This is a genomic window from Allopusillimonas ginsengisoli (assembly GCF_004153455.1).
GTDB lineage: Bacteria > Pseudomonadota > Gammaproteobacteria > Burkholderiales > Burkholderiaceae_B > Allopusillimonas > Allopusillimonas ginsengisoli.
Window position 1 is genome coordinate 110512 of sequence record NZ_SDQE01000006.1, and the last position, 24357, is coordinate 134868.

Annotated in this window: 21 protein-coding genes; 3 read left to right on the top strand and 18 right to left on the bottom strand. The window is 52.9% G+C overall.

Annotated features, from left to right (window positions below; genetic code table 11):
• Positions 1-110: 110 nt before the first annotated feature.
• The 17 genes from ERE07_RS12655 to ERE07_RS12735 form a co-directional block, all read right to left on the bottom strand.
• Positions 111-1769 carry a D-glucuronyl C5-epimerase family protein gene (locus tag ERE07_RS12655; protein WP_130009258.1) on the bottom strand — a complete coding sequence of 553 codons (1659 nt, stop codon included), beginning with the start codon at positions 1767-1769 and terminating at the stop codon, positions 111-113.
• Between the two features lie 101 nt (positions 1770-1870).
• On the bottom strand, positions 1871-3538 hold the full coding sequence (locus tag ERE07_RS12660; RefSeq protein WP_130009260.1) for a D-glucuronyl C5-epimerase family protein: 1668 nt from the start codon (positions 3536-3538) through the stop codon (positions 1871-1873).
• 122 nt (positions 3539-3660) lie between these two features.
• On the bottom strand, positions 3661-4890 hold the full coding sequence (locus tag ERE07_RS12665) for a glycosyltransferase family 4 protein (RefSeq protein ID WP_130009442.1): 1230 nt from the start codon (positions 4888-4890) through the stop codon (positions 3661-3663).
• 72 nt (positions 4891-4962) lie between these two features.
• Entirely contained in the window at positions 4963-6027 is a 1065-nt protein-coding gene (wecB, locus tag ERE07_RS12670) for a non-hydrolyzing UDP-N-acetylglucosamine 2-epimerase (RefSeq protein WP_130009262.1), read from the bottom strand.
• A gap of 5 nt (positions 6028-6032) precedes the next feature.
• Entirely contained in the window at positions 6033-7157 is a 1125-nt protein-coding gene (locus ERE07_RS12675) for a glycosyltransferase family 4 protein (RefSeq protein WP_130009264.1), read from the bottom strand.
• A 34-nt stretch (positions 7158-7191) separates the two neighbouring features.
• Positions 7192-8337 carry an N-acetyl sugar amidotransferase gene (locus ERE07_RS12680; protein WP_130009266.1) on the bottom strand — a complete coding sequence of 382 codons (1146 nt, stop codon included), beginning with the start codon at positions 8335-8337 and terminating at the stop codon, positions 7192-7194.
• Positions 8337-9104, bottom strand: coding sequence for an AglZ/HisF2 family acetamidino modification protein (locus ERE07_RS12685; protein ID WP_130009268.1), 768 nt, complete (start codon positions 9102-9104; stop codon positions 8337-8339). Before ERE07_RS12685 ends, ERE07_RS12680 begins: the two co-directional genes overlap by 1 nt.
• Positions 9098-9721: an imidazole glycerol phosphate synthase subunit HisH gene (gene hisH / locus ERE07_RS12690; RefSeq protein WP_130009270.1), complete on the bottom strand. Its 624-nt coding sequence runs from the start codon at positions 9719-9721 to the stop codon at positions 9098-9100. The genes ERE07_RS12685 and hisH overlap by 7 nt, the downstream gene beginning before the upstream one ends.
• A gap of 9 nt (positions 9722-9730) precedes the next feature.
• On the bottom strand, positions 9731-11101 hold the full coding sequence (locus tag ERE07_RS12695; protein ID WP_130009272.1) for a hypothetical protein: 1371 nt from the start codon (positions 11099-11101) through the stop codon (positions 9731-9733).
• A 20-nt stretch (positions 11102-11121) separates the two neighbouring features.
• The gene (locus ERE07_RS12700; RefSeq protein WP_167670878.1) at positions 11122-12282 is read right to left on the bottom strand and encodes an oligosaccharide flippase family protein; all 1161 of its coding nucleotides are present in this window, start codon (positions 12280-12282) and stop codon (positions 11122-11124) included.
• Positions 12283-12415: 133 nt separating this feature from the next.
• A complete protein-coding gene (locus tag ERE07_RS12705; protein ID WP_130009276.1) occupies positions 12416-13501 on the bottom strand; it encodes a DegT/DnrJ/EryC1/StrS family aminotransferase in 1086 nt (361 codons plus the stop codon).
• Between the two features lies 1 nt (position 13502).
• The gene (wbpD, locus tag ERE07_RS12710) at positions 13503-14084 is read right to left on the bottom strand and encodes a UDP-2-acetamido-3-amino-2,3-dideoxy-D-glucuronate N-acetyltransferase (RefSeq protein WP_130009278.1); all 582 of its coding nucleotides are present in this window, start codon (positions 14082-14084) and stop codon (positions 13503-13505) included.
• Positions 14081-15025 (bottom strand): Gfo/Idh/MocA family oxidoreductase, encoded by a 945-nt coding sequence (locus tag ERE07_RS12715; RefSeq protein WP_130009280.1) that lies wholly within the window; start codon positions 15023-15025, stop codon positions 14081-14083. The genes wbpD and ERE07_RS12715 overlap by 4 nt, the downstream gene beginning before the upstream one ends.
• Entirely contained in the window at positions 15022-15390 is a 369-nt protein-coding gene (locus ERE07_RS12720; RefSeq protein ID WP_342366242.1) for a MarR family EPS-associated transcriptional regulator, read from the bottom strand. The genes ERE07_RS12715 and ERE07_RS12720 overlap by 4 nt, the downstream gene beginning before the upstream one ends.
• A 134-nt stretch (positions 15391-15524) precedes the next feature.
• Positions 15525-16538 (bottom strand): UDP-glucose 4-epimerase GalE, encoded by a 1014-nt coding sequence (gene galE, locus ERE07_RS12725; RefSeq protein WP_130009284.1) that lies wholly within the window; start codon positions 16536-16538, stop codon positions 15525-15527.
• Entirely contained in the window at positions 16531-17856 is a 1326-nt protein-coding gene (locus ERE07_RS12730; protein ID WP_130009286.1) for an O-antigen ligase family protein, read from the bottom strand. Before ERE07_RS12730 ends, galE begins: the two co-directional genes overlap by 8 nt.
• A 263-nt stretch (positions 17857-18119) precedes the next feature.
• On the bottom strand, positions 18120-18830 hold the full coding sequence (locus ERE07_RS12735) for a hypothetical protein (RefSeq protein WP_130009288.1): 711 nt from the start codon (positions 18828-18830) through the stop codon (positions 18120-18122).
• Between the two features lie 179 nt (positions 18831-19009).
• Here ERE07_RS12735 and ERE07_RS12740 point away from each other — a divergent pair, with 179 nt between their 5' ends.
• Positions 19010-21412, top strand: coding sequence for a 3-hydroxyacyl-CoA dehydrogenase/enoyl-CoA hydratase family protein (locus ERE07_RS12740; protein WP_425330980.1), 2403 nt, complete (start codon positions 19010-19012; stop codon positions 21410-21412).
• Between the two features lie 24 nt (positions 21413-21436).
• Complete coding sequence (locus ERE07_RS12745) at positions 21437-22651, top strand: acetyl-CoA C-acyltransferase (RefSeq protein ID WP_130009289.1); 1215 nt, start codon at positions 21437-21439, stop codon at positions 22649-22651.
• Positions 22652-22655: 4 nt separating this feature from the next.
• Here ERE07_RS12745 and ERE07_RS12750 read toward each other — a convergent pair whose 3' ends face one another.
• The gene (locus ERE07_RS12750) at positions 22656-23612 is read right to left on the bottom strand and encodes an Rpn family recombination-promoting nuclease/putative transposase (RefSeq protein ID WP_130009291.1); all 957 of its coding nucleotides are present in this window, start codon (positions 23610-23612) and stop codon (positions 22656-22658) included.
• A 167-nt stretch (positions 23613-23779) separates the two neighbouring features.
• On the opposite strand from ERE07_RS12750, the gene rfbC reads away from it, so the two are divergent.
• A complete protein-coding gene (gene rfbC, locus ERE07_RS12755; protein ID WP_130009293.1) occupies positions 23780-24349 on the top strand; it encodes a dTDP-4-dehydrorhamnose 3,5-epimerase in 570 nt (189 codons plus the stop codon).
• Positions 24350-24357: the final 8 nt, after the last annotated feature.

Genomic DNA, 24357 nt, shown 5'->3' on the forward strand with positions numbered 1-24357 from the left:
TTAGTCCTTTCGAAATCATGCGGAACTTCGAATTTGGTAAGGGGGCGTGAAAAAGATCACATGAGACGAGGCGGTAGGAATGAGATCACCCCCCGGCCCATCCGATTGGTTTAATCATCTATTAATGTTTTCGAACGATAGCAAACGTCAGGGTGTTTTTCTAAAAACAAACGGGTTTGGATTGCGTTTTCCAGTTTACTAATGCTTTTAATCTGAATTTTATAGTCTTCATCTTCTTGTTTAGTATGGAGACGCATAACAAGCGTGGCTAACGTGTTGGTTAATTTCTCTGCATTCTTGAAACCGATTTTATTCAAAAGAATTACATTGTCGCAATTAGCTTTCATTTCAGGATACACACGCCCTGCAGCTTCGCCTGCACCATCAAGCGCATAGAAGGAAATCGGAGTATTTTTCTGCGGATTGACTATCAGAGCGAGAATGGTATTAGTAGACCATTCTGTTCCAAGCCTAAAAAACAGCCGTCCCTCTTGATTCAAATAAAAGTCTTCACTCGGCTTTGACTCAAAGCTAGGCGAAATGCTTACCTCACCGTCTGAATATGCAACAGCATCTAATGCAGGTTCAGCGGCAATATCAAACTCCTCATATGAACCCTCAGGCTCTTCAAACTCTCGTTGCGTAAACAAATAGAATTTAAAATCACCTCTGATCACCGAATATATACATTCTTGCGGGTGTTGGGGCAAATCCATAGAAAAGCTCAATCGCTCTTCCAGCGGTAAATTCGTGAAATAATGAGAGGCATGCTTTCCTGAGATGATCTCTCCATTGACTGAACACTGGAGCTCAAAAGCGTAACCATCTGGCAAGTATGGATGAGGGGCACCTATCGCGCTAACTACCACCGACACCTTATTTGACATGCTTTTTATTTGCACAGGGTATTGGCGCGCGAAAAGCCCTCTTCTATATGCGGCCTCTTTAGCATAAAACTCTTCACCTGTAATCTTTGCTAGTGAGTCAAACTCCGCAACCTCGAAAAGCAAATAATTTATTGGCGATATTACAAACGGTTTGGTTTGGTAGTACGTCCAAAACTGGTCACCTCTATGATAATCAGAAGAAGTACTTTTAGTCCCCTCTAGGGCACACTCGTACGCTTGCGTTACTTCTGGCAAGTTAATTCGTTGACTCAAAATATACAAAGCATGAACGGCATAAAGATGACCGTTTAAGACCCCATATTCCTCGGATGGTTTGATGCTCGGCCATGAATACTCTGACATCCAACAACCCTTATCATTTCGCCAGACCACACCTCCGTTTTCTGGGGAATCGAGAACCAGTTTTAAGGAGGCGATTGCTACGTCACGATATTTTTGCTTCTTCGTAATTTCCCACGCCATATACAACGTCAATGGCGCTTGTAATCCATCCATACCTGACCACCATCCAGAATCAATAGAGTGGAAGGGGTACCCGTACCTCCACATGATTCCTCCGTCTGGATCCCTTCGCGCCGGCTGGTACTCATCAAGCATATAGTCCAAATGAGCAAGTGCCATCTCAAGTTGCGCCGGATCGTGCCGAGCACCATGCCTCACCGCTCTAAATATGCGGTAAAAGATTTGATGAGGATCCTTTCGGTCAATCGCGTCTTGAATGTATTCATCTGTCATCGCAGATGATGGTCGGCTATCCCATAAAAAAGTAGACAATTGACTATCCGGTATATCCGAAATCGTCTCAGCACCAATAGGCGTTGATATGCAAATAAACATCAATACAAAAAGGAGCGCCCGCATACTCACCCGAAAAAAATTTAAAGAAAAGAGGACTTCTGGTTAAAAAATTAACAGTCTATGCTGTTGAAATTTAAATATTCGATCCACCAGTCTTAAGAAAACTAGCTTAATGAGATCGATTTTATTTCAGTCAATTCATTTCCGAATTTTATCTCGATAAATCTATTTTTTGGCAATCTAATTTTCTTTAAATCATCAAGCCTGTATTTACCCAACGGTTTCCAATCTCCGATCATCATAGAATAATAAATCTCGATCACAGCATCCTCTGGGCCCAAGGCGGAAATTAACAGATTATTTTTATTTTTCATATTAGGAACAATTATCCATCCTGGGCAATAAATGGTCATGCTTGTCCTGTCATCGCCATCTAACACTGCGTTCACATTGTAATGAAAATCTCCTCTAATCTTATAATTGCATGCATTGGTTATTGCCGCGTAACGTTTTTTACTTATAAGTGGAGCTACGGACTGAAGAGCAACATTCTTATTTCCGTTATCGTTTTCAATGTTGAGTCTTAAACTTTGTGTTGAGACTGGATTACTCCAATGCAATACCACTCTCTTGCTTTGATTGTTCTTGATGTTCGACAATTCTTTCCATTGCCCATCAATCATTGCCTGAACCGAAAAATCTCTAGGTGAAGCTTTCTCTCCATTACCATCAATCCAAATTCCCTCGACTGTCGATTTCTCAGGTAGATCAACTTGAATCCAGGTAGGAAATTGCGCATGTGACCAATACTTGTTCCCGTACAGACTAGCGGCTTGCGAAGGTCCATGATTAACTGGATCTACAGAACCTTTAGCGGTGTACGTAAAACCATTCAACTCGTAGGCTTGAAAAATACTTGCCCATTCAAGAAAAAAAGAATCTTCAGTATGTTCATACAACCATAACAATTGGTCCACATGAAGTGCATTGTAGTCACCTCGAGGAGCCACTAGCCGATCAATTCCGGATTGTCCTAAAGAATAATATGACGTAAACCCAGCATCAAACAAAGGCAAATCTCTTCTGACTGCGGCGATGCCTCTTTGATAAAGATCTTCCCACTGAGAATCATTGGTCAATCCAGCAAAGTCCAATATACCGGACAAAGCAGTAATGTGCCCATTCAGGATTTTGTAACTTGTGCCATCGTGGCTTGGAGTTTCCTCAATCCATGTCACGTCTTTATCCCGACTCACAACTCCGCCATTAATCAGTCCATGCTTGTATACCTCCATGCCATCATATGCGACCTTCTTGTATTTTTCATCGCCTGTCATTCCGAATGCTCGAACTAAAACGCTAGCGATTCGGGCCTGTCCGATACCGGATATCCACCCCGGCGGTAAGTTGAATGCGTCATTTTTGAATGGGTATTGCCATAATGCCATATCATTTTCATAAATCGCTGAGCGCATCAAATAATCCGCCTGCATCAAGAACTGATTTTTCAACTCGTCATCTTGGCACTTAGTATTTAAATAATCCCTATATAGAGCATTAGCATAATTGGATATAAAATAAGGATTCCTAAACTTTCCCAATCCATCATACGCTGTACCATAATCGAAAACCAATATTCCATTCTCATCTAGGCCAAATTTTCCTGAAGATGCATACTCTGACGCGGCTGCATTCAAGGTTCTAGGAGCTATAGGAAATCGCAAGCATTCTTTGACGCTCAATGCTTTAGACGGTTGAGAAAATAAAATGCTATAGAACAACACGATTATTAAACAATTAATTTTTAGTAGGTTAGTTTTTCTTATTTTCATAGTATATTTCTAATAAAACCGTGATTATTTAAAGATTAATATTAACGGACTTTTTAGTCAATTTCCGCTAAGTGCCGTGGGCAATAGGTTCAAACTACGCCAAAAACATTTTATTTTTCTATCTAGGATGCAAGTTCATTCTCAAAACGTGCCGCTAAAGCTTTGTATTCGTACAGCCTGAGTACCGCTTCGTACCCCGCCTCCCCCATACGCTGCCGATCAGAATCGGTATACCGACTCATGGCCTTGATGGTCTCAGCGATCGACTCCGGATCCATTGGATCAGCAGTAAGCCCGCATTGATGATCTTCTACTGGGTTATTTGCGGCCTTGCAGGCAAATAAAACGGGCAACTTGGCGAGCATATAGTCCCAAAGTTTATTCGGGCTAATGCCAAAACGGAAAATGGGTTGCGGTTTCAAGGAAATATAACCCGCCGACGCCTGTTTCATGACCTTCATTACATCAGCCTTATCAATCTGATCGTGAAACTCAACATTGCTCAACGCTTCGCGTTCTGCGTACTGCATTAACTGGGATTTCATCACCCCTCTGCCAACGAGTAATAACTTGATAGCTGGGTGGGACGTTTTGATCAGGCTAAATGCCTCCAGCACAGTATGTATTGCATTAGGCTCGCCGAGCGCCCCCGCATATATCACGACAAAGTTTCCCTGCTTTCGCAAATCGATTACATGCTGCTCTAGAGGAGCAATCGTTGTCGCCTCATCCGAATCGAGCTCTACGCCGCCAACGCCATTCGGAATCCAGACAAACTTCTCTGGCTCCAACCCTCTGCTGACCATATGATCTTTCGCACAAGGCAACAGACTGACCACTTTGTCGGACTTTTTGTACGCAAATTGCTCAATCCATCCAGTCACTTTAACGACACCTGATTCAGGGCTCATATCTGCCAGCTCTACAAGGCTCAACGGCCAGATATCCCGAACTTCGAACAAAATCTTTGATCGCAGCAACTTGGCGGCCAACCAAGCACCGACGTAGCCAAACGGATGGGGTGACGAGTAGATGATCGCATCGGGGCGGCCCTGCTTGAGCGCCCTGAGCAAACAGTAAGGCGCCAGCAGAACAGAAAACAGCAGCATCGATAGTTTACGGCCAATGCCGTTGCCGCTGTATTTGATGGTGGGAACGAATGCGTAACGCACGCCATCCTTTTGCTCATCACCACGTCGCGGGCTGTCCGGCTCGAGCAGGTGGTGATAAGAGGCCGATATGACCAAACACTGATGTCCAGATTTGGCCCAGTGTTTAGCAAAATAATAGGCACGCCAGTAGCGCCCGACGCCCGGCCCTCCTGCAGAAGGATGTATGTACCAGATTTTCATGAGAACATGTGGGTTCGATGATTGTAAAGAGAGCGCATGCATTCCATGTCTGCATAACGCCTACATATGTTTCTACTTCCCGGCCAAGAAATCCGCGATTCTTCCTGCAGCCTTTCCGCCGCCATACAGATCTTCTTTGTCCTCAACCGTGCTAAGTGACGCTTTCCTCACAGCATCTAAGATCATGCCCTCTTCGGGAGGACAAAGCCTATTGGCACCGATGGAAACAAGCTCTACCCACTCGGTTTGGTCTCGCACGGTAACGCACGGCTTTCGAAAAAAGAATGCCTCTTTCTGAACGCCGCCGCTGTCGGTTACGACGATAGCGCACTTTTTAAGCAACCCTAACATTTCCAGGTAGCCAACCGGCTCCATCGTAATCACATCAAGTGCAAGGCCTGCCTTTGCGATAGCTTGTCGGGTTCGTGGGTGCACGGGGAGGATAACTGGGGCGATCTCGCGATGCACACAGTTCAACCCGGCGACCACGCCTGCAAGCCTGGCGGGATCATCGGTGTTCTCGGCCCGATGCAAAGTGGCAAGGACGAAACCTTCAAGATCTGCAGCCACATCAGGCACAACGGAAACCTCGCTGAACAGTCTGGCGCTGTCCTCCATCACATCGCCGGTCTTCAGTATGCGGGCAACCTTGTCTGTGATACCTTCATTATTCAGGTTTTCCACCGCCGCATCTGTTGGGCAAAACAGAACATCGCTGACACGGTCGGTGAGGATGCGGTTAATTTCCTCGGGCATGCGCATGTTGAAGCTACGCAGGCCGGCCTCGATATGTGCCACCGGCACGTGCAGCTTCGCTGCCGCGAGTGCTCCGGCCAGCGTCGAATTCGTGTCGCCATAGACCAACAGACGGTCGGGCTGCGTATCAATGATGATGCGCTCAATATCTGCCAGCATGCGGCCGGTCATTTCTCCGTGCGTACCGCCATGGATCCCGAGCATAAAGTCGGGTTTCGGCATCTGCAGCTGGCTAAAGAATATATCCGACATGTTGGGGTCAAAATGTTGGCCGGTGTGAACCACGACTTCGTTTATCTTTGGATGGGTCGCGATCGCACGAGAGACGACGCCTGCCTTTACAAACTGGGGACGAGCGCCCACCACTGTCAACAATTTCATGTGCACTATTCCTTGAATATATCGTCGTAAATGTTCAGAAGAATCTGCTCCTCTGCAGCCCAGTTATATCGCGTCGTTACTGCGGCAAGACCGTTCTCGCCCAACCGGCGCGCTTCCTCTTTGTTTGTAGAAAGATAGTCAATGGCCTCGGCAATGGCCTGAGGATTTTCAGGATCAACGCAGATGCCACAATCGTTTCCCTCAATGATTTCGCGCCATAATGGAAAATGAGAGGCAATAACGGGAATGCCCGCACTCATGTACTCGAACATCTTGTTCGGTTGTGCCTCGATATGGTTCGGGGAGGGCAGAAAGGTCACCACGCCGGCAATAGACTTGCTCAGTATCGCCGCAACTCCCTTTCTGTCAACGAAACCCACGTCATCAACCCTCTTCCACCCTGGCTCAGACTTGAGTTCATCCTCCAGCCCGGGGTCGGAAACCTGCCCGGCCAGTTGCAGACGCACCGGGGTCTGGGCCTGAACCAACGCGCGCACCAGTTCTTTCAGGCCGCGCACTCGCGTGATGCCCCCGACATAACAAACCACATCCTGCTTGCGGTCCCAGGCTATAGGTTCATTCAGCTCACCGATAAGCGGATAGTTATTCACCGTTGTCGCGCTCACGCCGTTCGATTCAAATTTACTCTGAATAGCGGATGTCGCCGTGACGATATGATCGAGCTTGCGGCACACCGACATCTCGTACCATGACAGAAAGCGGTACAAGAACCATTTGCTCGCCGCGTTGAGATAGGCCTTGCCATGGATCTGCTTTGGCAGATCCTCGTGTGCATCGAAAATCACGCGCTTTCCGCGTCTTTTCAGCTTGGCCGCGTAAGGAAGGAGCTCGGGATCGTGAAGATGATAGATATCAGCATCAAGCAATAGGCCCGCCTTATATACCCGGCGAGAAGCCTTGAGCATTCGATCGAACTTTCCCTGCGGCTTGCCAGTATCAAGAACCCGGACGCCATCGATAGTCTCATCGCCGGCGCCATCGGCGACAACAAGCGTTACCTGATAGCCCGCATTCGCGAGCGAGCGACATTCCTTGAGAAAAATCCGAATATCTCGCCGTCGGTGCACGGACGTGAGATGGACTACGTTTAATTCGCTACGTGAAATCATATAGAAAGCCGGTTAACCAATGAGCCAATGTATGCTAGGAATAATTCTTAATCCCGCCACCGCGTAGCGATTCCACAAGGCCCTGTACTTTCTTGATCCACGCGAACTTACGATCCCAGTTTTTATAAACAGAATAGTCCTTGCCGGGCCCAGTCGACAAACGCACCAACTCATCACTCGATATCTGCAGCTTCTGTGCTACGTATTGAATGTCGTCTTTAAGTTCCCGCTCATCGTACAACGGCTGCTCCAGTGCCTCCAGCGCTTCGCTTCTCGTGATTTCTTTACTCAATATCTGGCTGGATAAATGGGGACGCCGCTTGTCGTAGCCAAATTTTTTCGGCAAATAATAATTCTGGAAGAACTTGGTGAAAATTGACTCGCCATGCTTACGTCCATAATCCTTGTACCCTATATGCTCTTTCAGATAAGCCAGTGCTTCGCGCTTGTCGTAAGGCATGTAGTTGAGTGGACGCACTGTCTTCATCTTATAGATGAATGGAAAATAAAAATAATATTGAAATATCCCTATTTTCGGATAATTCCTGAGGCGGATTGAGCCAAACTTTTTGTGAATGTCGAGTAGGTTGTCGACGTCCATGGCCTGGTGATGCCACGCGCGGGGGAAAACAGATTCGGTAGCGATATTGCCACCGCTAATAACATACTTGATATTGTTTTTAACTGCGAAATGATAGAGAGATGCAAAAAAGGCATGATCCTGCGGTACGTCTTGATTGGCAATTTCAGAGCGCAGATAAGCTACCTGCAAATCCCGCATTTCTTCCCAGTCGATAACATGGGTGTGGAGATCATATCCACAGTGCTTTACGATCTGTTCAATATTGAAGACAGCCAGCTCGCTGTTCCATCCTCCGTCGACATGGACCACCAAAGGGCGAAGACCATAATCGCGTATCTTCAATGCGAGATAGGAACTATCAATGCCGCCACTCAACCCAATAATGCAGTCATAGTCCTTTCCAGCACCATCTTTTTTTATCTTTTCACAGATATCCTGAAGGCGTCGCGAGCCCTCTTCATCGGGAAACCAACGCTTGGAGGTGACAGTGTCAAATTCATGACAATGGTTGCACACACCCTCGGCATCGAATGTGATTTGCGGATCCGACGTATCCATGACACAGCGCGAACAGACTTGGTAGGGTGTACTAGACATCAGTTAATATCCTTGAAGTTCTCTTCCAGCCGGGAATATTCCGGATAGGTAATAAGTACTGCCTTATGCTTTCCGTGAAACACAAACATATTGCCCGCAGCTACCGCCGACGCACCGGCGCACACGGCCTCTCGCAGATTTTCGAGCGAGTTAGCGCCGCCAGAGGCCACGACAGGCAACGATACAGCCTCCGCCACCCGGCTTATCAGGTCCGTGTCATATCCTTTTCCCGTGCCCTCGCGGTCAATCGAACAGATAATCAGTTCGCCCGCTCCAGCCTCTTCAAGCTGCTTCGCGTAAGTTATCGGATCTAATTTGGTGTTGTGGGTGCCAGATTGCGTATAGACCTGATATCTGCCAAGCAAATTTTTTCGGGCATCGATTGCCACAACAATACTCTGTGATCCCGCGACGCTGCTGGCCTCTCTCACAAAATTCAGGTTATTGGCCGCGGCCGTATTGATGATGGCCTTTTCCACACCGATCTTGAACAGTTTTTCAATATCTTCCAACTGGGTAAGCCCTCCCCCGTAACCAAAAGGCATAAAGGCCTGGGAGGCGATATCTGAAAGTAATTCGTAGTTTGGTTTTCGATGCTCGCGGCTTGCCGTGATATCGAAGAAAACGAGTTCATCCACCTCTTTGGTGTTGAATATCTTTACCGCATTGACGGGGTCGCCGACATATTTATGACTGGCAAACTTTTCACCTTTTACCAGCCCCGCATTTCTGAGTAGGAGCGTGGGAATGACTCTAATTCTCAGCATACGCGCTCCATGAAATTTTCGAATAATTTCATACCAAATCGGTGACTTTTTTCTGGATGGAACTGTGCAGCGTAAATATTTTCTTTACTTACCGAACAAGTGAAATCGTACCCATAGCTGCATGTTGCAGCGATATCATCGTCATCGGTGCAAACCGCATGGTAAGAGTGAACAAAGTAAAAACGAGGCTCTTGATCCAGTCCGACAAACAAAGCAGCATTATCGATGGGTCTGACAATGTTCCAACCCATATGCGGAATCTTGAGTTTTCCCGCATCGAATCCCGGACCTTTAAAACGCCTGACTTCGCCACGAATGAAGCCTAGGCCGGGCAGCTTTCCTTCTTCGCTTGACTCGAACAGCAACTGCATGCCAAGACAAACTCCCAGGAAAGGAATTTTTCTCTCTAGTACGAAATCACGCAGCGTGTCCGCAATACCGGAAGCATTCAGCTTTTGCATCGCATTGTCAAAGGCACCCACACCAGGCAGGATAATGCCCGAGAGCCCGTCCACACTTTCCAAATCAGAGGTAATGACGGCATCCCCGCCAACTCTGCGCATCATGTTGCGGATAGAGGCGATGTTACCCATGCCGTAATCCAGTATCGCTATCATTTGAGCCTACTATCCTTTTATGGCGGTTTTCAGGCTAGCTGCGGACGACCCGTCAGAAGCAATGGGTCCCTGCAGTTCTGCAGTTTCCCGATTTACGCCAAAACGACGGAAATCGAGCTTGAATAATGTCATCAAGACAAGCAATAATCCGATCCCTGAGCTGAGAAAAGCCGTCGAGTATGCCTGTTCGGCGAGAAGCAGGGCGTAAAGAAATGCTAGCCCCATAACTTCTCGCGTTCGACGTTGCGTATAAAGATAATTCATCAGCGAAAATACCACTGAAATAAAACATATCGCGACAAACCAACCAACCAATCCCTGTTGCAGCATCGAATAAAGTAGCGTATTGGTGTTGGCGTTAGTGCTTTCGTTACCGTAATACCAGTTTCCAAGGAACAGGCTAGCGCTTTGTCCGCTCGCTGACGCACTCCCCAACAGCAATTCCGCACCCTGGAAAAACTGCAATATGTAGCTAGCATAGACCGCCTGTAATTGGCCCACAACGGAAAATGCCCGACGTATAAAATAGTCTGAGATATACGAGTAACCAGTCGTGAAGAATTCAGCGAGCGCAAAGGCCAGCAAAGCGAAGATTAGCATTGCGACCCGCATCGGGATTTTGGCTCCATCACTTCTACGAAAGATCATGCCGACAAATGCCAATAATCCAACCATCAGGACCGGTGCCTTGGTCCCAATCAACCAGTATGCGTAAACACTAAACAATATTGAAATGATCAGCAAGGCAGGCTTGCGCCTGAACGTAGCCAAAAACGCCATGAATGGCGCAACGCCATTAAGCGCCATCACAAACAGATAGGTGGTGAGGGCACCCGTAGGAAAATGTGCTCTACCTGATATTCTGCGAACGTAGGAGCTTGCTAGGTCGAAACCACCTGACTGACCAGACAAGGCACCGACAGCAACTCCAATAAGCAGCAGGATCAAAAGTGGAAAAGCATAGGAGGATGTACGCAAGAAATAAATCATGCGAACATTGGTTATCAGGAAATTTTCCAGAACAATGACGAGAATCCGATAGAGCAAAAGCGAAATCGTAAAAAACACGAGAAGTACAATGCCGCCGCTGATGTCCAATATCCCGGAGGCACCCCACATTGACGCGCCACAAAGCACGACAAAAAGCGAGTAAGTCATCAAAAAACAATCGGAAGGCTTTTCCAATCGCGACGGCATCAACAAAGCGGTGATGCAATTCCATATCAACCACAAGCAGATTTCCGGAAATCCTGTATCCAAAGGCTCCATTTTCATATATGCGTTACGCGGCTGTATTTGATATACATACAGCAGATAAATCATCAGGCTGATACCTGAGATAAGCAGATAACGTTTGAAAAATCGGTTAATAATCACCATGGTCTCTAGCCCTATCGTCATTATCGAGTAACGGCAAGGGATCTACCTCCCTTGCTGTACTGATAGGAAAGATAGATATACACCAAGTACAAAACAGCGTATCCAACGCTGTAATAGATCAGAGTCGTTTCGTAACGTTGGAACAAAAACAATGTGAGGATTGTCATGGCCAGCAAGCTGATCTGCCACAACAAATCAACATGCTGTTTCTGCACGATGTAAAAGGTATAGCTCAGTGGGCTCGCGATGAAGCGAAGCGCGTACATCGGAAGCAGCCAGGCTGCTATGGTTCCTGACATGCGCCATTTTTCACCAAAAAAGACCGCGAAAATTGACTCTGAAAATGGGTAGACGATGGCGACCATCGCTGCCGAGCAGATCAAAAGCACAAAAAACGTACGCAGATAGATAGCTACACAGTTGCCGTCCGCACGAAAATGCTCCCCGGCCGTGCGTTTGAATACGTCGCGAACTGCATTGCCCAATATTGAGATTGGTGCTCCCATCATACGGGTCGCCAGGGCGTAGAAACCAGCCACTTCTGGTCCAAATCGACCTGTCAGCACGATGATAGGCATTTGTGCCGCCGCGGTATTGATCAGGTCAGCGGGCAGTGAAAGCATGGGAAATCGCTTGTATCTGGCAAGTACGTCACGCACCAAAGCCGCTGCCTGTCCGGCCGAGCCAGGCAACGCATACTTGAACGGCAGCAATCTGTAGGCAATTAGCACTGCAATCCACGCGCCTGCAACTTGCGCAAGGGCCAGCACCAGTGCGGTCGGCTGTACCCAGCCAGCGAGAATCTGCAACACCGTAATGCAAAGGGTCTGGGTGATTCGTATCAACGAAAGATTCTTGACATCTCCGTTGTTTGCCGCCCATGACTGCCAAACCAGCGACAGTGCCGCGCCCATGCTCATGGGAACAAGGAGAACTGTCAAGACGGGCGACATGTGCCCATACAGCTCACCAAAGAAAAAAGCTGCCAGCGCCGCGATCACCAACAATACGATGCCTGTTATCAGAAGCATCAGCACGGTGGTTACGACCAGGTTCTCTCTCGCCGCACCATCCGGCTCCAATCCGAAGGCGTGTTCCAGCCGGTAGGTAATGCACACCGTAATGACCAGGGATATGCCGAGCCAGGTCGAAAAAACGCCAAAAGCGTCGGGCGCGTACAAACGGGCAATCAACAGAGAGCCCAGAATGGGAATTGCCTGGGCTACCGCAGCGCCAGTGAACACGGATGCCACTCTGTGCCAGTAGCCCGACCTTAGCGTGCTCAAATTGGCGCCTCCGAATTCACGCCCCGCTTCATCGCACCACTAAACTCTGCACAATGTGGCGCTGATCTGCATCCTTGATATACGGATGCATCGGAATACTGATAATACGCTCAGCCACCTGATCTCCGATCGGTAAGCGAACGTCTGCGTCGGCCACTGCCGGCTGCTTATTCAGCGGGATCGGGTAATGCACCGCCGTGGGGATGTCCGCCTCTTTCAACCTCGCCTGCACCTGATCCCGATTGTCCACCTGCAGCGAATACTGCGCATAGACACTGGTATTGAAGGATTCGATGAACGGCGCCGTTTCGATACCGGCTTCGCGCATCAGCGCGTCGTACCGGCTCGCTACCTGCTGGCGCAATTCAATTTCCTCGGGCAGGATCTCCAGCTTGGGCAGCAGGATGGCCGCCTGCAGGGTGTCGAGCCGGCTGTTCACGCCTACGCGGATGTGATGATAGCGACGGTCCTGGCCGTGGCGGGCGATCTGGCGGATCACCTTGGCCAGCTCGTCGTCGTTGGTAAAGATTGCGCCGCCATCGCCATAGCAGCCTAGCGGCTTGCTCGGAAAGAAACTGGTGCACGAAATGGTGGTCAGGTTGCAGGACTTGCGGCCCTTGTAGGTGGCCCCAAAACTTTGGGCGGCGTCCTCGATGACGGGAATGCCGTGCCGGTTGGCGATTTCGTTAATGGCGTCATAGTCGGCGCACTGCCCATAGAGCGAGACCGGGATGATGGCCTTGGTGCGCGCGGTGATGGCCGCTTCAAGCTGCTTGGGGTCCAGGTTGTAGGTGCGCGGATCAATATCCACGTACACAGGCTTGGCGCCCAGCACCGCCACGGTTTCGGCCGTGGCGATATAGGTAAAGCCCGGGGTGATCACCTCATCGCCTGGCCCGATGTCTAGCGCCATCTGTGCGATCTGCAGTGCATCGGTGCCATTGGCGCAACTGATGCAGTGCTTGGCGCCCACAAAGGCGGCCAGCTTTTCCTCCAGCTCGGCTACCTCGGGGCCCAGGATGTATTTGCCGTGCGCCAGCACACGGGCGATCCCGGCATCGATTTTGTCCTTGATCCTATCTTGCTGGGCTTTGAGGTCAACAAAGTCAATCATCTCAGGCTTCCTGCTTGTGTAGTTGTTTGCCCTTGAGCACGTACTGGGCGTTGGTATGCTGGCACTGCACCTGGCCCTGGCCTTGGACAGGCAGGTCCAGCTGCTCTCCGAATTCGCTCATCCAGCCGATCTGGCGCGCGGGCACGCCCACCATCAGCGCATAGTCGGGCACATCGCGATTGACCACCGCGCCCGCGCCCACGAAGGCGTACTGGCCGATGGTGACACCGCACACAATGGTGCAGTTCGCCCCCAGCGTGGCCCCTTTCTTGACCAGGGTGTTGCGGTACTCATCCTTGCGCTCGATGAGCGAGCGCGGATTGTACACATTGGTGAACACCATGCTGGGCCCGCAAAACACCCCCTCTTCAAGGGTGACGTTGTCGTATACCGATACGTTGTTTTGCACCTTGCAGCGATCGCCAATCACCACCTTGTTGCCCACAAAGACGTTCTGCCCGAGCGAGACGCCCTGGCCAATGCGCGCGCCCGCGCACACATGGACAAAGTGCCAGACCCGCGAGTCCTGCCCTATCTGCGCGCCCTCGTCCACAATGGCGCTTTCGTGCTGGTAGTAGCTCATTTTTTCAGGAACGGGTGGTAGTCGCCCTGCAATGGAGTCAGCTCGGCATTGCGGATGGCCGCCACCGTGGCAATGGCGGTGCGGTTCTCCTCCAGCCCGAAGCCACGCCCGGCCAGAATCTCTTCGTAGCTGCGGTTGTGCAGGTCGGTAAAGCCGCCGGAAAACTCGATCTCCTCGCCATCGACGGTAATGGAGCGATAGGTGCGCTGGCCTTTGGCGCGGATGGCCTCGGGCACGTCATTGACGTCCACCGACAGGAACCAGCGCACGCGCGCGTTCTCGTACTCCAGATAGCCGCCCGCCTTGGTGTCGCCCGAATGGTGCACCAGGTTTTGCTGCAGGTCGCCAAAGATAAAGTGCAGCATGTCAAAAAAGTGCACACCGATGTTGGTGGCGATGCCGCCCGATTTTTTCAGGTTGCCCTTCCAGCTTTGCAGATACCAGTGGCCGCGCGAGGTGATATAGGTCAGATCCACCTCGTGCTTGGTATCGCGCTTGGCCGCGCGCACCTTATCGCGCAGCGCCACGATGGACGGGTGTACGCGCAGTTGCAAAATGGTGTTGATCTTGTGGCCGGTGTCTTTTTCGATCTCGAGCAGGCCGTCGATGTTCCAGGGATTGAGCACCAGGGGCTTTTCGCAGATGGCATCGGCGTCCGAGCGCAGCGCAAAGCGCATGTGCGAATCGTGCAGGTAGTTCGGGGAACAGATCGAGACGTAGTCCACGCGCCTGCCGTCGGTCTTGCGTCGCATCTTGTCGATGTGCCGGTCAAAACGCTCGAATTCGGTAAAGAACTCGGCTTGCGGGAAATGGCTGTCGATAATGCCGACCGAATCGTTCGGGTCCATGGCCGCGACCAGTTCGTTGCCGGTGGCCTTGATGGCCTGCATATGCCGGGGCGCAATATAGCCTGCGGCACCGATGAGTGCGAAATTTTTCATTTGATATGGCTTCTGTTGATATGGGAACTGTACCGGGATACCGCCGTAAAACGCTCGGCTTCCTGTTGCAATTGCTCGATCTCGGCTTTTAGCGTTTTGTATTCGCCTACCTTGATCTTCAAGAATCGCAGCGTGAGTTCGGCCTTTGTACTGACCCCTGCAGGCGTGAGCAGGTAGGCATAGGCCAGCTTGTTATGGCTGTTCTTGAAATTTTGTATTTTGATCAGCCCGCCGCGCAATAACTCCTTGAGGCAATAATTTGTTTTACCCAAACTAATGCCCAGCCGCCGCGAAAGTTCGCGTTGGCTCATGTCTGGATTTTCTTCCAGTAATCGCAGCAGTTTCAGGTGATTTTCGTCGGACAAAATGCAGTGCGTTATAGAGTGAATTTCTGGATTAGGGATGCGTTCAATGGCTGAACACGACTATATCACGGTGATTTTGGATGGGCCATATGCGCCAGTTGGCGTATTGCAATCAAGTATTTCAGCCGCGGCCATTACACATCGTGCCGGGATAACTCCCACCGCCAGGCGTCCTGGCACATGTCGTCAAGACACTTTTCAGCGCGCCAGCCCAGCAGATCGAAGGCTTTGGTCGTGCTGGCCCAGCACGCACCCACATCGCCCGGCCTGCGTGCAACCACTTGATAGGGAACGGGTTTTCCACTTGCCTGTTCAAAAGCCGCTATTACTTCCAGCACCGAGTAACCCTTGCCGGTTCCCAGATTGACGGTCGTCAGGCCTGGCTGAGCCTTCAGACAATAATCGAGCGCCTTGACATGCCCATCTGCCAGGTCCATCACATGTATATAGTCGCGCACCCCTGTGCCGTCAGGTGTGTCGTAGTCGTTGCCATACACCTGCAAATTCGGGCGCTGGCCGGCGGCGACCTGCGCCACAAAAGGCATAAGATTATTGGGCACACCTTGGGGCGCCTCGCCTATCAACCCGCTGGGATGCGCGCCCACAGGGTTAAAGTAACGCAGGCACGCAATACGCCATGCATTGTCGCTGTTCCGCAGATTGGCCAGAATATCTTCTATGACCAGTTTAGTGTGCCCATAGGGATTGGTGGAAGATCGAGGATGGTCCTCCGTTAGCGGCAGTTTCTGCGGCTCTCCATATACCGTGGCAGAAGAAGAAAATATGAAATTCTTGAGCCCGGCCTGTTGCATGGCGGTGAGCAGTTGCACACTGCCATTGACGTTATTGTCATAATAGGCCAGCGGCATTGCTGAAGACTCCCCTACCGCCTTGAGCCCGGCAAAATGCATGACCGCGCCAAACCGACGCTTGTCGAAAATCTTGGCCAGCAGATTGCCGTCCCGAATATCCCCTTCCATGAAGTCCGGGCGGGTTTTGGTGATGGACGCTATGGCATCCAGTACCTTGATATCGCTGTTGCACAGATTATCGAGAATCTGCACACGGTATCCGGCCTGCTGCAGCGAAACGACCGCATGGCTCCCGATAAAGCCTGTTCCACCCGTAACCAATATCGTGTCAGTCATGATCCTGCTGATTCCTTTCCTTATCCAGGCGACTTCTACTGGTGCACCGGCATGAGCTTGAAACCGCTTGGCTGGATCTCATCACTGACCAAAATACCGATAATGTAATAATGAAAAACAGCAGCGTGTTATTGCGCCCCAGAATGATCTGGGTCTGCCCAAAGATGATATAGCACGAGACCAGCGCAACGCCGGCTATCGAATGAAGCTGTGTAAAGGGATCGGGGCAGCGCAGGTGCCTGCCAAAGTGCAAAAGCGTTGCAAGCAGCAGGGCAGCCAGCGTCACCAAGCCCAGTAAGCCCTGGTGTACCCAGGTTTCCAAAAACATATTATGTGTATTGGCAAGCCGGCCTGCCACGGGCGCAAGCACTTGCGCCTTGATGAGTCGCTCTTTCTCGGCGTTATAGTCTGTGTCGCTCCATCCCATCCAGGGTTTTTGCGGGATGATAACGGTGAGGGCCTCCCACATCTCAAAGCGATTACCTATCGACGTGTTTGAGTTACCTTTTTGGAATTTCTGCACATCCGTCAGTGCTTCGTTGTAGCGCTCCTGCACCATGGGCACCGTTGCCAACGCAACCAGGCCACCCACAATCAAAGTGACGCACACCGCGATCACCAGTGACAGATTGGACCTGCGCAAATAAGCCGCGCCAAACACCATCAGCACGATGGGCAGGGTAATCCAGCCGCCACGGGTTCCGGACATGACCGACGCATACAGGCCGGATAATGTTCCCAGCAGAAGCGCGGCCCGCCACAACCAGGCGCGGCGATCCAGACGCACGGCCCAGGCCAGGCCTGCCGAGCACAACACCGCCATCATCAGCGCAATATCCCCGAACTGTATCCCACCCGTGAAACCGAAAGCCCTGGAATTTTGATGTATCCATACCTGCCATGCGGCCAGCCCGGCCGCCGACATACAGCCCACGATCATCCCGCCCCACAGCCATTCCAGACGCGGAGGATGGGCAAGCAGCAAAAGAAAAATAGGCACCGCCATTAAATAGCGGGTAGACAGATCGAGGCTGGCCATTTCATTGCCGTGATAAAGCCAGCTGATCAAACCGGCGAGGAACACGGCCAGGAACAATCCGATCAGGATTTTGTCGGCCCGCTGAAGCACAATGCGCGGCCGGCTGGCCAGGTAGTACAGGCTGGCCAGAAATAGCATGATCGCCCCCACCGCATAACCCCGGGGCACGGAAAGCATCATTGCAAAAAACAGAAAGATCGCCAGCGACACAAATCCAGGGAGGATTTTGCTGCGGGTAGAGGTATGAAGCATGGACGGTGATTTTAGGCGCTGCCCCATGAGCGATAACCTACAAAATACTACTAAAACTATCAAATATTAACAGCACCCTGTGGCATTCGCTATTTATCGAATAGCCTAGCTTGACAACTCCGTCGATCACCTACTGCATGGAAAATATCCGCAACAATTGTATCTGTTGCGACGCCGAATAGTTACGCGCAAGATAGTCCGTTGGTGACCGCTCGCGCGCTTTTTCAGGCAGGAGCGCAGTTTTTACGAAAATGCGTGATCCTGTTTGCGCCCATTCTATAGTGTCTGGCTCACACTTGCGGCGTTTGTGCTCGTTCTTCTTTTCTGGGGCGCCCACGGGGCGCGGGCACAATTCGCCGGCTGGCCTTGGCCTGTATGGCTGCCAGGAAGTCCGCCTCGCCCAGCGCCCACTGGCCGAATAGCGCGAGGTGTATGCGTTCGGCCTGCCTTGCCCCCAGGCCACGATCCAGCAGACTTCGATATTGCGCCTGCCGCGCAAACGGCGTATTACCCAGATTCCAGTAATCCGTATGATCCATCAGGAGATCCTGGTGAGAGGCTGGCAGGCCGGAATGGGAGGCTGCTGATGACCACGGCCAGCGCCCTGGCGCATCAACGTAGTGCAGCTGCGCGGGCAATGATTCCAGCCAAATCAAGCTGGGCAGCACCCAACGGCCTGGCTGTACCGGTGCGCTGCGATATCGGCCCTTGAACACACGGCCATGGCGCATGCCCGCCGCCATGCGCCGGCCCAGTCCCTGGACCAGGCGCGAAAAGGCTCGCGCATCGCGCGGCGTGCCGAGCAATGTGATTCTGTCGTTCAGCAGCAGCCACCCATGCAGGGCGACCCCCTGGGCGTCCGCTTCCGTGCGCAGCCAGCCCAGCAACTGGTCCAGCTGCGTGGCCGGGGTGGGATCGGATATGGCCGCCAAGGGCCTCAGGAACTCGGCCTGAACCAGTTGGGGGAGGTCGGGAACATAAAGTCGGGCTAGACGAGCCATGGCGGCGGAAGACTGGACGGGTTGATTATTTATTCTAACGCCTGGTGTCTGGTGTGTGGGCCTGGAATCCTCTACCCTAACACTTGCACTACCGTTACCGGACCATTTTCAGTGGAGAGATCCCTATGCAGTCCAGTCCATCCATGCAAGCGAACGTTGGCCACCGGGGGGCTGCCCCCCTGCGCAAGGCCGCCTTACGCAAGGTAGCCGTGTGCGGCGCCGGTGTCATGGGCGCGCAAATCGCGGCACATTGTGTCAACGCAGGCATCCCCGTCGTGCTGTTCGACCTTCCGGCTAAAGAGGGCGACAAGTATGGGGTCGTCAACAAGGCCATCAATCAACTCAGGAAACTGAACCCAGCGCCGCTGGGCACGCCCGACTTGGCCGACTTCATTACTGCCGCCAACTATGAGGATGACCTTGCCCTTCTGGCTGAGTGTGACCTGGTCATTGAGGCCATCGCCGAGCGGTTGGACTGGAAGCGGGATCTGTATCACAGGTTGGCGCCTGCGCTACGGCCAGATGCCTATATCGCCAGCAACACGTCTGGGCTCTCTATAACCAGCCTGTCCGAAGCGCTCCCGGAAACGCTGCGACACCGCTTCTGCGGCGTGCATTTTTTCAATCCCCCCCGTTACATGGCGCTGGTAGAGTTGATTCCCACTGCCGAGACAGATCCCGCGATGCTGGACGCGCTGGAGGCTTTCCTGGTGTCGCAGTTGGGCAAGGGTGTGGTGCGAGCCAAGGATACGCCCAATTTCATTGGCAATCGCATAGGCGTATTCGGCATTCTGTCGGTGTTCGCTCAGGCTGAGAAATTTGGCTTGCCTTACGACCTGGTCGATGAGCTGACAGGCACGCGGCTGGGACGCGCCAAGTCTGGCACCTTTCGCACGGCAGATGTGGTGGGGCTCGATACGCTTGCGCATGTCATTGCAACGATGCGCGACCAGTTGCCGGATGATCCGTTCAAGGCGCACTTTGGCACGCCGCCCGTGCTGGCCGCCTTGATCGAACAGGGCGCGCTGGGGCAAAAAAGCGGCGCCGGCTTTTATCGCAAGGACGGCAAATCCATTCTGCGGCTTGATCCGCAGCAGAAAGAATACGTGGCGACTGGGGCGCACATTGATGAACCGGTGGCGGCGATGCTTGCAGAGCGTGATCCCGGCAAGAAGCTGGCCGCGCTGCATGATTCGGATCATCCGCAGGCACAGTTTTTATGGTCGGTACTGCGTGACAGCTTCCATTACAGTGCCGTGCACTTGGCAGAGATCGCGGACACGGCGGCCCAGGTGGATCTGGCGATGAAATGGGGTTTCGGGCACGCGCAGGGGCCGTTCGAACTATGGCAGGCTGCGGGATGGCAGCAAGTAGCCGAATGGATCATGGATGACATCAAGTCGGGCAAGGCGCTGTCGGATGCGCCCTTGCCCGAGTGGGCCACCCAGGGGCCGGTCTGGGACGCACAGGCTGTGCATACCTCTGAGGGCTCCTGGAACCCAAAACAACGACAGTTCGAGGGGCGAAACACGCTGCCGGTATACGAAAGGCAGATCGATGCGCCGCGCTTGGTGGGAGAGGGCTCCACGCAGTCGCCGCGTATCGTGTACGAGGATGAAGGCGTACGCTGCTGGACGCTGCAAGCGCCCCACCCGGACGACGTGCTGATTGTTTCATTCAAGACCAAGATGCATACGCTCAGCCCTGAGGTCGTGCGAGGCCTTGTCAAAGCGGTGGAGCTGGCCGAATCGTCCTACAAGGCACTGGTGATTGGCCAGCACGGCGAGCCTTTCTCCGCAGGCGCTGACCTCAAGGCCTTGATGCCGGTGTTCCAGGAGAAAGGGCCCCAAGGCGTTGCGCCGATTGAGCGCGAAATGCAGGACATGGTCATGCGACTGCGTTACGCGCAGGTGCCTGTGGTGGCAGGGCTGGCGGGCATGGCGCTGGGCGGGGGCTGCGAGCTTTCCCTGCACTGCGCGGCGCGCGTTGCGCATTTTGAAACCTATATTGGACTGGTCGAAGTGGGCATTGGGCTGGTGCCTGGCGCAGGTGGATTGACGTGGTGCGCACGCCGCGCCGCTGAGTTGCAGGCCATGTCAGCGCCCGAAGCCCCGTTGTTGGGCTTTCTGAAGGATTTTGTGATGGCGGTGGCTACGGCCAAGGTATCCCGCTCGGCGCTGGACGCGCGCAAGATTGGCTATCTGTTGCCGTCGGACCCCATCGTCATGAACCGCCACGAGGTGCTTTACGTAGCCACCCGTCTGGCGCGAATGCTGGCGGACAGCAATTGGCGCCCGCCATTTCCCCGCCGTTTTCCGATTGCCGGGCGAGATGGCATTGCAACGCTCAAGGCGCAGCTTGTCAACATGAAAATCGGCGGTTATATCTCTGAGCATGATTTCCTGGTGGCCAGTCATGTGGCCAACGCGATATGCGGCGGCGATGTGGATTCGGGCTCGCTCGTTGACGAAGCGTGGATGCTGCGGCAGGAGCGGGATGCCTTTCTGGCGCTACTGGCACAGCCGAAAACGCAGGAGCGCATTACAGGCATGCTCAAAACGGGAAAGCCGGTACGTAATTGATGGTTGTCCGATAAGGATTCGAAAATGGCTACATTGCAACAGGCATACATTGTCGCCGCGACGCGCAGCCCGATCGGCAAGGCTCCTCGCGGCTGTTTCTCTCATACGCGCCCGGATGAACTGCTGGCCGCGGTCATCAAGGGCCTGCTGGCGCAGGCGCCTGGCCTGGACCCTTCGGCTATTGAAGACGCGATGATTGGCTGCGCGATACCGGAAGGCCCCCAAGGGCTGAATGTGGCCCGCATGGGCGTGCTGCTGGGCGGGCTGCCCGCCTCGGTGGCGGGTGTCACAGTGAATCGATTTTGCGCATCGGGTTTGACGGCGATCGCCATGGCGGCGGATCGCATCCGCGTCGGAGAGGCAGACGTTATTCTGGCCGGCGGCGTTGAGTCCATGAGCATGGTGCCAACGATGGGCATCAATACCAGCTTCAGTCCTGCCATTTTTGAGCGGGACGAGAATCTGGGCATGGCATATGGGATGGGGCTGACCGCAGAAGAAGTGGCACGGCGCTGGAAGGTTTCCCGGGAAGATCAGGACGCCTTCGCCCTGCGTTCGCACGAGCGGGCCCTGGCGGGACAAGAGGCCGGCGAGTTCGCCGACGAGATATTGCCCGTGGAAGTGATTCGTCGCTTGCCTGATCTGGCTGCTGCCGCGTCAGACAAGAAGGAGGACGTCACGGTGCAGCGGCGAACCATCAATCTGGATGAAGGCCCTCGCGCCGACACCAGCCTGGAGGCCTTGGCCCGGCTCAAGCCCGTATTTGCCGCCAGGGGTAGCGTCACCGCGGGCAATAGCTCACAAACATCCGACGGTGCGGGCGCGTTGCTGGTTGTGTCTGAAAAGGCGTTGAAGACGCACAATCTGACGCCGCTGGCGCGATTCGTCTCATTTGCCGTCAAAGGCGTGCCACCGGAGATCATGGGGATTGGGCCCAAAGAGGCGATTCCCCAGGCACTCAAACTGGCAGGGCTGACGCTGGATCAGTTGGGCTGGATAGAGCTCAATGAAGCCTTTGCCGCACAATCGCTGGCTGTGATCCGCGAGCTGGGGTTGAACACCGATATTGTGAATCCGCTGGGCGGCGCCATCGCGCTGGGCCACCCGCTGGGCGCCACGGGGGCGATCCGCGCCGCAACCGTCATCCATGGGCTGCGCCGTCGTAAGCTGGACTATGGGATGCTGACGATGTGTGTCGGCACGGGCATGGGCGCTGCGGGGATATTTGAACGTGTGTGAGCGGCTATGACTTGCGAAAAACGTCTTCTAACGTGGCGGCAGTAAGCAGCCTGCCGGACCAGACGCCCATCTGTCGGGAGGAAGCGGCCAGCAGTCGCTGAGCGTATTCCTCGGGCAGTGGGCCAAACTTTTGTATCAGGAGCTGACGCAGCAACGCTGCGCGGCCTTCTTTGCGGCCTTCTCTTAGCCCCTGCGTTTTCCATTGATGCGTCCAGGACCGAGCGTGTTCAGTCAGCATGTCTTTGATTTCCGTAAAATCTTGAGCCGGTGGAAACTCGATTTGCGACAGCGCGCGCGGCAACAACACATGGCGTATCCAACCCGCAAAGGCACGGCGCACTTCTGCATGGTCCTCACCCTTCGCGCACGACAAAATAGTCTGCATTATTTCGCTGACATCTTCAATACCCTTGTTGTGTTCCAACCGGAACAACAGTGACGCAAGATTGTGCTCTGGCAACGTGCCTGACAACACCAGCGCCCCCTGATCAATCAACAAATACTTGAACTGAAGTTGGTAAGGGCGCAATACCGCTGGTATCGGATCCAGCAGCAGACTCATTTGCATCGGCGCATGCCATCGGCGTACACCGCTGTAAAGTACGACCGGCAACAGCACTGGCAATAGACCTTTACCCTGGATGACGCGACGACGGAGCATATTTTCATATAAAAGCCCGCAATAGGTGCTCATGCGCAAAGCCATGAAACGATCACAGCTTGATTGATGCTCCAGCATGAGCAACAGATAGAGATCGGAGCCTTCATGACGGGGAATGCGCCAGACATGATCTCCCTGGCGCAATTGCAGATCCTGGCTGATATAAGGTGTTGTGATGGCCTGCATGCCAGGCCAATGCAGGCTGTCAACAGACTCGAGCTTTATAATTCCGTCAAACAGGCTGCGGACCATGATGGGATGACTGAACAGACTCCGATAGCTCGCATCGTGAAGGGTCATACTTACTCGTTGGGAAAAGGCTCCAATATAGCGAGCGCCCTCTCTCAGTGGCCCCCTCGTGAATGGGTTCAGCCACCCGGAGTTCTACTCAACCATCCCCTCTACAGAGCACAAGCAGGAACACAGTACCGGAGTGCGCACCCGCAGCAACCAGAGAAACTTCATTTATGAAAATACAGGGCACACCGCTACCTGGGCTGATGCTGATTGAAGTACCCGTGTTTCATGATGAGCGCGGCTTTTTTCTGGAAACTTTCCAGGCCAGCCGTTACGCCGCGCTCTTGGGAACAGATCTGCAGTTCGTGCAGGATAATTGCAGTCGTTCCCGCCAAGGCGTTTTGCGCGGCATGCACTACCAGCGTGAATATCCGCAGGGCAAGCTGTTGCGCGTAATCCACGGCAAGGTATTTGACGTTGCGGTGGATCTGCGGCGGGATTCCCCGACATTTGGCCACTGGCATGGCACAACGCTGTCGGCATGCCAGCACAATGCAACAGAAACACAATTATGGGTGCCGGCCGGATTTGCCCACGGTTTTCTGGTACTGTCTGAAGATGCCGTGGTTGAATACAAATGCACGGCTTACTATCATCCAGGGGATGAAGTCTGTCTTCGATGGGACGATGCCGATGTAGGCATTCTTTGGCCTGAGTGTCCCGCCGGCCCCATTTTGTCCGGCAAGGACACGCAAGGCATGACCCTGGCCGTGCTGAAACAGTCAGGGCTGCTGCCCTGACACGCACG